Origin of the sequence: Streptomyces sp. NPDC051921 (genome assembly GCF_040680975.1) — a bacterium.
Classification (GTDB): Bacteria; Actinomycetota; Actinomycetes; order Streptomycetales; family Streptomycetaceae; genus Streptomyces.
This window is the reverse complement of sequence record NZ_JBFAXU010000028.1, coordinates 12,230-24,973: the sequence shown is the minus strand read 5'-3', so window position 1 is coordinate 24,973 and position 12,744 is coordinate 12,230. Positions and strand designations below refer to the sequence as shown.

At 69.3% G+C, this 12,744-nt stretch carries 11 protein-coding genes; 4 read left to right on the top strand and 7 right to left on the bottom strand.

The window, feature by feature from the left end; translation table 11 throughout:
• Nucleotides 1–10: 10 nt before the first annotated feature.
• Genes AB0M16_RS30775 through AB0M16_RS30760 form a run of 4 tightly spaced genes read left to right on the top strand, consistent with a single transcriptional unit; the run spans nt 11 to nt 3,310 of the window.
• Nucleotides 11–1,378, top strand: a complete 1,368-nt coding sequence (locus AB0M16_RS30775) for a hypothetical protein (RefSeq protein ID WP_365348752.1) — start codon at nt 11–13, stop codon at nt 1,376–1,378.
• Between the two features lie 13 nt (nt 1,379–1,391).
• On the top strand, nt 1,392–2,621 hold the full coding sequence (locus AB0M16_RS30770) for a S8 family serine peptidase (protein ID WP_365348749.1): 1,230 nt from the start codon (nt 1,392–1,394) through the stop codon (nt 2,619–2,621).
• 33 nt (nt 2,622–2,654) lie between these two features.
• Nucleotides 2,655–2,984 carry a hypothetical protein gene (locus AB0M16_RS30765; protein ID WP_365348747.1) on the top strand — a complete coding sequence of 110 codons (330 nt, stop codon included), beginning with the start codon at nt 2,655–2,657 and terminating at the stop codon, nt 2,982–2,984.
• 17 nt (nt 2,985–3,001) lie between these two features.
• Nucleotides 3,002–3,310, top strand: coding sequence for a WXG100 family type VII secretion target (locus AB0M16_RS30760; RefSeq protein ID WP_365348745.1), 309 nt, complete (start codon nt 3,002–3,004; stop codon nt 3,308–3,310).
• A gap of 98 nt (nt 3,311–3,408) precedes the next feature.
• Here AB0M16_RS30760 and AB0M16_RS30755 read toward each other — a convergent pair whose 3' ends face one another.
• From AB0M16_RS30755 to eccCa, 7 genes are all read right to left on the bottom strand, one after another.
• Nucleotides 3,409–3,642: a DUF397 domain-containing protein gene (locus tag AB0M16_RS30755; protein WP_365348743.1), complete on the bottom strand. Its 234-nt coding sequence runs from the start codon at nt 3,640–3,642 to the stop codon at nt 3,409–3,411.
• A 106-nt stretch (nt 3,643–3,748) separates the two neighbouring features.
• Nucleotides 3,749–4,405 carry a hypothetical protein gene (locus AB0M16_RS30750; RefSeq protein ID WP_365348741.1) on the bottom strand — a complete coding sequence of 219 codons (657 nt, stop codon included), beginning with the start codon at nt 4,403–4,405 and terminating at the stop codon, nt 3,749–3,751.
• Nucleotides 4,402–4,911, bottom strand: coding sequence for a hypothetical protein (locus AB0M16_RS30745; protein WP_365348739.1), 510 nt, complete (start codon nt 4,909–4,911; stop codon nt 4,402–4,404). The genes AB0M16_RS30750 and AB0M16_RS30745 overlap by 4 nt, the downstream gene beginning before the upstream one ends.
• Nucleotides 4,912–5,295: 384 nt before the next feature.
• Nucleotides 5,296–5,964 carry a hypothetical protein gene (locus AB0M16_RS30740; RefSeq protein WP_365348737.1) on the bottom strand — a complete coding sequence of 223 codons (669 nt, stop codon included), beginning with the start codon at nt 5,962–5,964 and terminating at the stop codon, nt 5,296–5,298.
• Nucleotides 5,964–8,120 carry a hypothetical protein gene (locus AB0M16_RS30735; RefSeq protein ID WP_365348735.1) on the bottom strand — a complete coding sequence of 719 codons (2,157 nt, stop codon included), beginning with the start codon at nt 8,118–8,120 and terminating at the stop codon, nt 5,964–5,966. The genes AB0M16_RS30740 and AB0M16_RS30735 overlap by 1 nt, the downstream gene beginning before the upstream one ends.
• A gap of 10 nt (nt 8,121–8,130) precedes the next feature.
• Nucleotides 8,131–8,556 carry a hypothetical protein gene (locus tag AB0M16_RS30730; RefSeq protein WP_365348733.1) on the bottom strand — a complete coding sequence of 142 codons (426 nt, stop codon included), beginning with the start codon at nt 8,554–8,556 and terminating at the stop codon, nt 8,131–8,133.
• A 160-nt stretch (nt 8,557–8,716) separates the two neighbouring features.
• Nucleotides 8,717–12,667, bottom strand: a complete 3,951-nt coding sequence (gene eccCa / locus AB0M16_RS30725) for a type VII secretion protein EccCa (protein WP_365348731.1) — start codon at nt 12,665–12,667, stop codon at nt 8,717–8,719.
• Nucleotides 12,668–12,744: the final 77 nt, after the last annotated feature.

Genomic DNA, 12,744 nt, shown 5'->3' with positions numbered 1-12,744 from the left:
GTGCAACACGATGTCTGGAGAGTTCGAGGGCAAGTCCCTGGACGCCTTGTACGCGATGATCGCGTCCGCCAAGCCCGACGACATCACGGGCGCCGGCGACGCACTGGCAGCCGCGGTGCCGAAGATCCTCGACATCGCCGCGGACCTTCGGCACTACATCTCCCGCGTGCAGTGGGAGGGCGAGGGCGCCGAGGCGTTCCGCACCTGGGGCGCCGGCATGGTCTCGGAGACGCTCGTCCTCGGTGACTTCACCAAGGTCGTGTCCGAGCAGATGAAGCACGCGGGCGGGGCCCTCAAGGTCGCGCAGACCTCCGTGCCGAAGCCCGCGGGCATGTGCTTCGCGGACCCGGAGAAGGAGAAGGCCCGCATCGAGGCGGAGACGGGTCCGAAGCTCCAGGAAGCGGTCAGCGCGATGGAGCGGCTGTCGTCGTTCTACGACACGACGAACAACCGGATCACGTCGGAGCGGCAGCCGGAGTTCAAGCCGATGGCGGGCGGCGACCGCTATGCCGGTGAGAGCGAGTACGGGACCGGCAGCGGAACCGGCTCCGGAACGTACTCAAGCACCGGTACGGGCAACACTCAGAGCGGTCACACCTCCCTTCAGCGCACCCAGGAGTCGACCCCGAGCGGCACCGATCGCCAGATTCGCGACCAGGTCACCCCGCCGCCGGCCACTCCGACCCGCCCGGACGCCGAGGTGGACACCAACCTGGACTCCGTGAAGACACCGCCGGAGACCACGACCCGGCCGCCCTTGCAGCCTCCGGTCACCACCACGCCTCCGCCGGCGACCCACCAGCCGAACCCGCTTCCGCTGCCCCCCACCGTCGTTCCGCCGCTGAGCCAGCAGGGCGGTCTCCAGCCGCCTCGCCTGCCCGTCACGGGCCTGCCGAGCCCCGCTACCCGGACAGGGCTTCCGGGACCGAGCACCTTGGGCCCCCTGGCCAGGCCGGAGGGCATCACCGGAGGCCGCCAGGTGCCCGGTCGCCCCGTCATGGGCCAGCAGATGGGACGGACGCCCATGGGCACCGTCATCGGCGAGGAGCGGGCCTCGTCGCCGTACGGGCGTGGTGCCGGCGGTCTCCACGGCCCCGGTGGCGCCGGCATGCACGGCGCACCGAGCGGTGGCCAGGGATACGGTGGGCGTCGCCTGGCGTCGCAGCCGGGCGGAACCGTAGGGGCTCCCTCGGCGTCCGGAGTGAGTGGACGCTCGGCCTTCACTCCCGGTGGCTCGGGCCTCGTGCGTCCGCCGGCTTCGCAGCAGCCGGGCGAGGAGGAGCGGCGCCAGCCGCGCCACCGTCCCGACTACCTGTCCGAGGACGAGGAGACGTGGACCTCGGGCCAGCGCCAGATCGTCCCGCCCGTCATCGACTAGGAGCACTCCCCTGATGTCCCCCCTCACCCGGGTCGCTCGCAACCGAGCGGTCGGCCTGCTCGGCGCCATGGCAGCCGTCGTCGCGACGTGGACCGTCGCGGCGCCGGCAGCGCAGGCGGACGACATGCGGTCGCGTCAGTGGTACCTGGACGCGATGAAGGCCGATGAGCTGTGGAAGGTGGCCACGGGCAAGGGCGTCACCGTCGCCGTGCTTGACAGCGGTGTCGATTCGACGCTCTCTGAGCTTCGTGGGCGGGTGCTGCCTGGCCGCAACTTCTCCGACGCGGGGGAGGGACCGGGCCGTGTGGATGACAAGGACAGGGACAGGCACGGCACGAACATGGCCCTCGCCATCGCCGGCAGTGGGGCGGGCGGAGGCGTGAAGGGTATCGCTCCCGATGCGACGATTCTCCCGGTCAAGACAGGCGACTTCGTGATCGACGGGTGGGGGTCGATGTACAAGGGCATCCGCTACGCCGTCGACAACGGCGCCCGCGTGATCAACATTTCCTCGGGCGGCGCGGCGGATGATGCAGAGAAGCCCAACTGGCTGGCCGCGGTGGAGTACGCCCAGAAGAAGGGTGTGCTGATCTTCGCGGCGTCGGGCAACGACGGGAGTGAGAGCCGGTCGTATCCAGCAGCCGTCCCCGGAGTGGTCGCCGTTGGTGCCCTCGACACCAAAGGCAAGGTCGCCAAGTTTTCCGACCATGGTTCGCATCTGGCGCTCGCCGCTCCCGGTGTCGACATGCCGGGGCGCTGCACCGACGACAAGACCAAGTACTGCGCCTTCGAGGGCACCAGCCACGCCACCGCCATCGCCTCCGGCACCGCCGCCCTCATCTGGTCCGCTCACCCCGACTGGACCGGGAACCAGGTCCTCCGGGTCATGATGGAGACCGCCGGCCACAACGGTCCGGTGCCGAGCAAGTACATCGGTTACGGTTCCGTGCGCCCCGCCCAGGTCCTGCTCGAAGGCAAGGGGAACCCGGGCGACCCCGACGTCAACCCGCTGCTCGCCGCGCAGAAGGCGGGCACGTCACCGACAACACCTCAGACCTCCCCCTCTCCTGAGAACACGGGGGCAAGCGGTAGCGACCAGGCCAAGGACAAGGACCAGGCCGCACGACCCGAAGAGGGCGGATTCCCGCTCTGGGCCATCGCCGCTGGTGCCGTCGCCGTCGTCGCCGTCATCGGCCTCGTCGTAGCGGCGGGAGTACGCAGGAGAGCGTCGACAGACGCATGAATCACGCCATCGACAACAACGAGGAGCTTCACAATGGGCACTCCCGCAGGTGGGTTCGGACTCGCAGACGATCCGATCGTCAAGGCGAAGAACAAGATCGTGGAGACCGGCGAGGCGGTCTCCAAGCAGGCGCGTGAGCTCGCCAACATCCTCGAGACCTGCAGCGCCGGCTGGACCGGTGTCGGTGCGGTGGGCTTCAAGCAGGCCCAGACGCTCCTCAACGAGGACCACGACACCATCCGTCGCCTGCTGAACGTCCTCCTCAACGCCGTCGGCGAGACGAAGAACCTCAGCAACGCCAACGACGACGAGGTGCGCGCCACCTTCGCCGCCGTCAACAACAGCTCGCTCAACAACATCTGACGACAAGGGGGAAGCACATGTCTGTCGACAACGCCGGGACCAAGGTCCGGTATGAGAGCGTCCAGGAGATGGCGAACCGTATCCGTACGGTCTCGCAGAACATCATCAAGGACATCCAGGAGATGGACGCCGCGCTCCGCGTCGTCACGGACACCTGGGACGGTGACGCGCACCGTGAGTACGAGATCCTCCAGGGCAAGTACAAGAAGCGCGCCGAGGACATGAAGGACCGTCTCGAGAAGACGGCCAAGATCATCGAGCAGGGCAAGGACAGCTACCGCTCCACGGACGTCAAGGCCTCGCGCCTGTTCACCGAGGCGTACTGACCCTGAGCCCTGCCGGCTGCTCAAGGCACACGAGAAGGGGCCCGCTCCACCCGGAGCGGGCCCCTTCCGCATGACTCCATGCCTCGTGACTCCGAGGGCTAACGGAGGTCGAACTCCCCGTCCTTGGCGCCCAGGACGAACGCGTCCCACTCGGCCTTGGTGTACCGCAGCACGGTGTCGTGGTCGAGGGAGGACCGCATCGCGACGCCGCCGCCCGGCAGGTGGGCGATCTCCACCCGCTCCTCGTCGGGGCTCGTCCCCGGGGCGCCCTCCCACTCGACGCCGCTGATGTCGAGCGCGTACAGCTCGTCCTTCTCCTGCTGAGTGCCCATCTGGCTCTGCTCCTTCACGCGGCACGGGAACGGCGTCGTTGCAGGTCAATCATGGGTGCGGGGGGACCCAGCTGTCAGCCGGATCCCCGGAATCGCCCCCGCCGGTTCACTCGGCCTGCGCGGCGAAGGTCTTGGCGAGCCCCAGGACCTGCTCCGGCGCGAGTGAGGCCTTGCCGTCCTCGCCGACGGTCAGAACCATCGCTACATCGCCCTTGTCCCCGGAGCGGAAGCGGACCGTCACGACGTTCCCGCCCTCGCTCTGGACGGGCTCGTGCAGCTCCGCCTCGGCGGCCTTCTTGGTGTATGCCCGCAGGGCGGTCGCGTCCATGGCGCCGGCATACTGGATGAGAGGCGCCAGGACGTACACCCCGCTGCCCTCGGCGACACCGGACGTGTTGATCTCCAGCTTCTCGTCACCCACGTGGTACACGCAGCTGATGAGCGCGCCCGGCTTGCCGGCCCAGGGCGACTGCTGGTCCGTCTTCTGTCCGCCCTCGGCGGTCGCGACGGGATCACCCGGTTCGGCCTTCGCCGCGCCCGGCTCGATCCGCTTCCCGAGGTCGGCGACCGACGCCGCCTTTTCCGGGTCGTACGGGAGCGGACAGCTGCCCGACCCGTCCTTCCCGACCTCGCCCGCGAGCCCGATGAGCCGGTCCACGGTCAGAGCTTCGGAGCCGCCCGCGTCGCTCGCCCCGCAGCCGACCAGCGTGGCGAGGAGGACGGTGCATGCGGCGCCCAGGACAGTGTGCTTCGCGCGGATCATGACGGTGTGCTTCCGGTGAGTGGCTTGACGACGGGGTCCTTGGCCAGTGGCTTGTTCGTGCAGCCGAGGTCTTCCGTCACCTCGCGGGTCATCAGATACAGGTAGGTAAGCTGCTGAGCTTCCATCTCCTTGCTCACGTCCTTGCCCCTGTTCACCGTGAGCGAGGCATCGGCTCGGAGCACGGCCTTGCTCGCCGGGTCGCGGAGTTCGCCCGCCAGGTCACACTTGACGTAGAGCGCCGCAGCCAGCTGCCCGGTCTCTCCCGCCGCGCCGGTCACGTCGTAGAACGTGCCGGACTCCCTGCGGTTCTTCGCGGGCTGGTCCGCGGGAGACCATGCGTAGGAGAGGACCACGCGCTCCTCACTGCCGTCCGGAAAATACCTGCAGACAAAGGCGGGCGACGAAGACCGCTCGCCACGCCTTTCCTTGAGATCGTCCTTGAGCTCCGACGTGAACCTCTGGTCGGACATCAACGTGTCCGCCTTGAAGTCATCCGTCCCGAGCACATGGCGAAGTGCCTCCTCGGTGGCAGAGTCGCCAGAGTGGCCGCACATGCCCTCGACCTGGGAGGCGGAGTCTGCGGAGGAACACGCGGTAGCGGCTAGCGAGATTGCCACAACGGCCGCTGCGGCGCACGGCAGCGCCTTCGCACGGCTACCCGTTCCCCAGGTGTGCCGCTGCGGCGCTGCGGCCGTCCTCGTAGCCGCCTGCCGCAGCGTCCCTCGCCGATTTGTGCGGGCCATTGTCGTAGATTCCTTCCTTCTTCCCCCAGGCGTTCAGGAGGTCGGTCGTGCCGTCCTGTGCCGGACGTGCATCGTGGCCCTCCCGGGCACGCGCGAGATCGGCGCCCTGAGCGCTCACGCGGGCGAAACGCTCTTCCGAGCCGACGCTCACCCCGCCGCGAGCGGCTTCGCGACCGGGTCCTTCGCCAGCGGCTCGTTCTCGCAGCCCAGGGCCTCGGTGGCTTTGCGTGCCATGCGGTAGACGAAGTCCATCTGCTGGTCCTGGGTGCCGTGGTCCTTGACGGCTCCCAGGTTGACGGTGAACGAGGCGTCCGCGTGCAGGAGCACCGTGGCCGAGCTGTCCGCCAGCTCGCCCGGCAGGCGGCACTGTACGTACAGATCCGTCGTGACGTCGTCGGACGTGCCCGTCGCGCCGTTCAGTTCGTACGAGCGCGCGCCTTTCGCGGCGCCCTTCTTCGCGTCGGCAGGCTGTGCCCAGCTGTACTCGATGGTCGCTTGACCGTCGCCGCGGCGGCCGTCGGGGAAGTACGAACACTGCCGGACGGAACGGGTGACCTGGCCTGCGGGGAGCCCCCGCAGATTGGTCTGCATCTTCTCGACGAAGCGAGGGGTCCGGTTTCCGTTCTGCGTCTCGTAGGAGTCGGCGCGGATCACCTGGCGCAGCAGCTTGTCCTCTGCGGAACCCGCGGGGATGGCACACACGTAATCGTCCGGGCGCCCCGCCTGCGGCTCCTCCGAGGAGCTGCAGGCGGTGACCGCGAACAGGGAGAGGGCCGCGACGGTCAGGAGCCGGCGCGCACGCGATTCGAGCATCATCACCCCAGGTACTTCTTCGCCGCGCCGATTCCATCGGAGTGGCCCGCGTTCGCCGCGTCCTTCGCCGAGTCGAAGGGCCCCTGCTCCAAGTTCTCGCGCTTCTTCCATTCGTCGAACATGAGGTTCATACCGTCCGTTCCCGAGGAGTAGGCGCCGCTCGACTCCTTCCTCGCTGTTTCCTCCGCCACCTCCTGGACGTCCTTGACCCAGTCAAACTTCACGGAGTCGATCAGTGCGCCACCTGCGGTGCCGACGACCGGGATCTCGCCGATCAGCGCGTTGCCGGCGATGGCCGAGTACTCGCCCGTCTTCTCGGCCCAGTCCGCCTTGTCCTTGCCCTTGTCGATGTAGACGTCGGCGCCGATCTCGTTGAGTGCGCCCATCGCGATGCCGACGTTCCGCGAGCGGTGGTCCCATTCGGCGCTCTGGCCGTGTACGGGGTTGGTCTCGAAGGGCGGCGCCTCCGCGAGCTGCTTCGCCGAGTAGGCGCGCTCCGCCTCGTACATCAGGGCGTACGACGGCCCGTCGTCGGCGATGCCGCGCATGACGCGGATCAGGCTCTCCTGGCCCACGGCGATGTGCGCGTTGTTGCCCGAGCCGTAGATGTCGTCCTTGCCCGCAGCACCGCCGTACGCCGACTCCTGGCCGTTGAGCGTGATGTGGGTGTCGGCCACGTAGTCGGCGAGCGCCCGGGCCATCGGCTGCTTGAGGTTGGCGAGGTTCTCGTTGAACTCGGCGCCGCCCTTGTCGTCGTCCAGGAACTTGATCGCGTTCTGCATGACGCGCGCCTGTCCCTCGGTGTGCGCGCCCACCTCGCCCAGCTTCTCGCCCGGCGCGTGTCCCGTCGCCGCCGCCTGGATGGCGTTGCCGAGGCCCTGGGCCTTGAACGGGTCGTCCATCTCCATGGGGGCCGAGTAGAGGGTGTTCATCAGCGGGTCCGGCCACTTGCGGTCGTTCAGCAGGAACTTCAGGTGCTCGTTGGAGTTGCCTGGTGCCTTGGGGTCGAGGAAGTACTCGGCGTCCGCCGGGTCCTTGCTCATGATGTTGAGGACGGTGTCCAGCGGGTCGTGGGCGATGTTGGGGCGCTGGCCGTCGAAGAAGTGCAGCCAGACCTCGGGCTTCTTCTTCTCGATCGAGATCATGTCGTCGCCGATCTCGTTGAGGAACTCCTTGCCGTAGGCCTTCGCGTCCCCCTGGCTCATCAGCGTGGCCAGCATCTGGTACCCGAGCGTCGGCTGGGTGTTGCTCGCGAGGTTCTTCCCGCCCAGCTCCTTCACACCGTCCACGAACGGCCGGTACGCGTAGCTGTTCGGGTCCTTCGTGCCGGAGGCGATCGTGTCCGCCAGGCCCGCCTGGATCGACTCGTACAGCTTCTTCTGGTCGGCCGGGATGCCCCGCTCGTTCGCCGCCAGGTTCATCTTGTCCGCGATCGCCAGGGTGTCCTTGGCGCCGAGACCGTTCAGGTACGCCTCGCTGAAGTGCTTGTCGCCCGAGTTCTGCTTCAGCAGGTCGCGGTAGTGCTCCAGCTCCGCCTTCGAGGCCTTGCCCTCGCGCACCTTGTCCGACAGGGCGAGCGCCTCGACGGCCTCGACGTCGTTGACCGGCTTGGAGTTGAAGCCGAACATGGCCGTGCCGTCGGCGCCCGACGCGTTGAGGAGGGCGACCTTGACGTCGGCGTCGAAGTCGGTGACCGCCTTGACCGCGTCGTTGATCTTGCGCGTGTAGGACATCTCCACTTCCCGCAGGTCCGGGTCGTGGCGGATGGTGTACGCCTCCTGCTGGCTGACCTTGCTGAAGTCGTAGCTCGCGCTGCCGGACTCGTTGACCTTCATGCCGGCGCCTATGGCCTCGTCGACCGCCGCCTTCACCCGGCCCTTGAGCTCGGTGAACGTGCCGTGCGCGTCACGGAGCAGCGACTCCATGGCGAGGGCTTCCTTCTGCGCCGCGTCGAGCTCGTTGCGCGTGATCCCGAAGTTCTGGGCGCTGAACTGCTGGGCCTGACCCGTCCAGAGGGGGTTCTTGGTGGCGACGCTCTGGACCTCCTTCTCGTAGAGGTCCTCCACCTTCTTGAGCTTCTCCGCCATGCTCTTCCAGCCGTCGGCGGCGGTGCTCAGCTTGCCCAGGTCGGTCTGCATGATCTCCTGGTACGTCGGCATCGTGATCCCCCTAGATTCCCGAGACCTTGGACTGCGTCGGAGCGAAGCTGTACCCCGTCGTCAGATCGTTGTTCTGGAACAGCGTCGACGTGTTCCGCAGCGCGCTCTTCTCCGATTCGAGGCGCGCGTTCAGCCGCTTCACCTGGCTGTCCCAGTGCTCGTGGGCCTTGCTCAGGCCTGCCGAGGTGTCCCAGCCCTTGAACTCCGTCACCGCGCCGTTCGTGCCCTCGTCCGCCGCGTCCGCGGCCGACTTCAGGTCCGGCTGGATCTGCGTCTCGATGGTGTTGGCGGCGGCCTTCTTCTTGGCGGGCGAGGTCGCCAGGTCGGGCTGGCCGCCCCCGCCCGGGTCGGCGGGCAGCTGGTTGAGCTGCATGCTCGTCGCCTGACGGTCCATGGCGGCGCTCTTCTGCTGTGCCCACTCGTCATCGAACGACACGGTTTCCCCCTTGGCTGACCTTGGGCTGAGTTACGGCGATGTTTGCATTTCTGAAGTGCTCACGTCCAACCACAGTGTCGCAGTCCGGCGGTGGGAGCCGGGGTCCGGCTCCGCACCGCCGTGTCGAAGCCGGACCTCCCTGTCGAGACCTGCCGATGCCTCACCTCTCCGGCAAACGCCCCGTCTGCACCAGCGAAGCCGCCCCGCGCCGCGACACGAAGTAGCCGCGGCCCGGCGGCATCGGCCGCGGCCGCACGTTGCCGAGCAGATCGCCCTCCTGCGGGTCGCCGGACAGGACCACGCCCTGGGCGCCCAGCTCCTTGATGCGCTGCATGAACGCCTCGTACATGGACCGCGAGGCCCCCGCGCTGTTGCGCGCGATGATGAAGCGCACGCCCGTGTCGCGGGCGAAGGGCAGGAACTCGGCCAGCGGGGCGAGCGGGTTGCCGGCGCTCGTCGCCACCAGGTCGTAGTCGTCCACGATGATGAAGACCTGCGGCCCCGACCACCAGCTGCGGTCCCGCAGCTGCTGCGGCGTCACGTCCTGCGGCGGCTGACGCCGCGCGAAGACCCCGGAGAGCGCCTCCATGTGCATCTGCATGGAGCTCGCCATCGGCGCGTACTCCAGCAGGTGCTCCTCCGGCAGGCTGCCGAGCAGCGCCCGGCGGTAGTCGCCGACGACGAGCTTCGCCTCGTCGGGGGAGTAGCGCTCACCGATCTGCTTGGCGATCAGGCGCAGCAGGTTCGTCTTGCCGGACTCGCTCTCACCGAAGATGAGGAAGAACGGATCGGTGTCGAAGTTGACGAACACCGGCTCCAGACGCGTCTCGTCGATGCCGATCGCGATGCCGTGCTGCGGGAACTCGAAGCCCTTCGGCAGCTGGTCGGCCGCCAGCTTGTGCGGCAGCAGCCGGACCGCCGGCGCCGAGGGACCGTGCCAGGCGGTGCGCACGGCCTCCACGAAGGCCGCCGTGCCCGTCGCGAGGTCCTGCGCCGAGCTCGACCCGTCGATCCGCGGCAGCGCCCCCATGAAGTGCAGCTTCTCCGGCACCTGGCCGCGCCCGGGCACGCCCGTCGGCACGTTCGCCGCGACCTTGCGGTCGAACTCGGAGTCCATGACGTCACCGAGCCGCAGCTCCAGCCGGCCCAGCATCTGGTCCTTGAGCGCCGCCCGCACCTCCATGTAGCGGGCCGCGGTGATGACGACGTGGATGCCGTAGCCGAGACCGCGCGAGGCCAGGTCGGCGACCGTGCCCTCGAGCCCCTCGTACTCGTTGCGGAAGCCGCCCCAGCCGTCGATGACCAGGAAGACGTCGCCCCAGGCCTCGCCCGGCAGTTCACCCGCCGCGCGCTTGCGCCGGTAGGTGGTCATGGAGTCGATGTTGTGCGCGCGGAAGAACTCCTCGCGCCGGTTCAGCACGCCGAGCACCTCGGCGACCGTCCGCCGCACGCGCTCCGGGTCCAGGCGGGACGCGACCCCGCCGACGTGCGGCAGCTCGGCCAGCGAGGACATGCCGCCGCCACCGAAGTCCAGGCAGTAGAACTGCACCTCGGCCGGCGTGTGGGTGAGCGCGAACGACGAGACCAGCGCCCGCATCAGCGTCGACTTGCCGGACTGCGGACCGCCGACCACCATCATGTGGCCCGCCGCGCCGGAGAAGTCCCGGTACAGCACCTCGCGGCGCTGCTCGAACGGCTTGTCGATCAGGCCGAGCGGCACCGTGAGGCCGCCCGGGCGGGTGTACTCGGTCGCCGTGAGCCCCCGGTCCGCGGTCTGCGCGAGCCCCGGCAGCAGCTGGTCGAGGGACGGTGCCTGGTCGAGCGGCGGCAGCCACACCTGGTGGGCGGGCACCCCCTGGCCCTCCAGACGGCGCACGATCACGTCGAGGACGGTGTCCGCGAGCGCGTCGTCGTCCTCGTCGCGCTGCGCCGTCAGGTACGCCGGGTCCGGCGCGGCGTACACGACCGGTACCGGCGACGCGGTGAACACCGCGGGCCGGCGTTCGATCGGCAGGCTCCCCGCCTCCAGGCGCGGACCACCGGTCCGGTACGTGCCCGAGACGTACGCCGCCTTGAAGCGGGTCATCTCGTCCGTGCCGAACTTCAGATAGCCCGAACCCGGCACCGACGGCAGGTGGTACGCGTCCGGCACACCGATCGCCGTGCGCGACTCGGCCGCCGAGAAGGTCCGCAGACCGATCCGGTACGAGAGGTACGTGTCCAGACCGCGCAGCTTGCCCTCCTCCAGGCGCTGCGAGGCGAGCAGCAGGTGCACACCCAGCGAGCGGCCGATGCGGCCGATCTGGATGAACATGTCGATGAAGTCGGGCTTGGCCGTCAGGAGCTCGCTGAACTCGTCGATGACCAGCACCAGCGAGGCCAGCGGCTCCAGGGGAGCACCGGCCGCGCGCGCCTTCTCGTAGTCGTGGATGTTGGCGTAGTTGCCCGCCGACCGCAGCAGCTCCTGACGCCGCTGCAGCTCACCGCGGATCGCGTCGCCCATGCGGTCGACCAGCGTCAGGTCGTCCGCGAGGTTGGTGATGACGGCCGCCACGTGCGGCATCTGCGACATGCCCGCGAAGGTGGCACCGCCCTTGAAGTCCGCGAGGACGAAGTTCAGCGTCTCCGAGGAGTGCGTCACCGCCAGACCGAGCACCAGCGTGCGCAGCAGCTCCGACTTTCCGGAACCCGTCGCGCCCACGCACAGACCGTGCGGGCCCATGCCCTCCTGGGCGGCCTCCTTCAGGTCCAGCATGACCGGCGAGCCGTCCTCGCCGACGCCGATCGGCACGCGCAGCCGCTCCGCGACCGACCGCGGCCGCCAGGTGCGGGCCACGTCCACCGAGGCCGCGTCGCCCAGGTTCAGCAGATCCGTGAAGTCCAGGTTGGCGAGCAGCGGTTCGTCGTCGTCCCCGCCGCCCATCCGCAGCGGCGCGAGCTGCCGGGCCAGCGCCTCGGCCGCCGGCAGCGACATGCCGTCGGGCACGCCCTCGTACGCGAAACCGCCGCCCGACTCCAGGCGCAGCCGCCCCGGCCGCACGACGACGGACAGACCGCCGCGCGGCTCGTCCAGCTCGCCGGAGACCACCTCCACGATGGTCACGCCCTGCAGCCCCTCGGCCGCCGCGAGCAGCGAGTCCGGCGGCACCATCCCGCCGTCCAGGATCACCACGACGTGCGGCTGGTCCAGGACCGGCTGGTTGTCCCGGCTGAACCGCGGCCGGCCGTCCAGCCGGGAGCGGATCAGCTGCTCCAGCTCGCCCAGGTCGTCGCCGAACAGGCGCTTCGTGCCGGCCCCGTCGACGGTGCCCGCCACCTGCGTGTGCGGCAGCCACTTCGTCCAGTCCCAGCGCTCCTGCGCGCCCCGCGCCGCGACCACGGCCAGCGTCAGGTCGTCGGGGGAGTGCAGCGTCACCAGCTGCGCCACCAGACCGCGCGCCGCCGACTGCGCCGCCTCCGGGTCGCCCGACACCGTCACGTGGTAGAACGCCCGCAGCGAGACCGCCATCGGCAGCCCGTCCAAGGTGCCGTGCACCGCGAGGAACTGCTGCATCGCACCCGCGCACAGCGGCTCCAGCTCGTCCACCGGCGCCGTCTCCGGCGCGACCAGCGGAGTCGCCAACTGCTGCGCGCCGAGCCCGATCCGGGCCTGCGCGAAGTCGTTGTCGCCGACCCGGCGCTCCCACACCCGCGAGCCCTCGGCGACCACCGACCACAACTGCTCGGGCGCCGGGTGCAGATACAGCTGGGCGTCCCGCTGCTTGCGCGCCGTGCGCCGCACCGTACGCCGGGTCTGTGCGAGGTATTTGAGGTAGTCCCGCCGCACATCGGCCATTTGCCCCTGCGACCCGCGACGGAATCTGACGAACTGGGCGATGGCCATGCCGACGGTCGACGCCAGCATCAGCGTGCCCATGATCCGCATGATCGGAGACGGCGTCATGAAGAAGAACACCACGGACGAACCCATGCCGAGCATCGGCAGGAGCTGCATCAACGCGGACTCCTGCTGCCCCCGCGGCAGTTCCGGCGGTGCCTCCAGGACCAGTTCCTCACCGGGTACTTCCGGAGGAAGGGACCTCGGCGGGCGTTTGACGACGATCTGGCTCACCGGCGCATCAATCCCTCGTTACGGGCGGGCTCGTGCGGGGACCTTCCGCTCCGGCGCCCCCGTCGGCGACGGCCTCC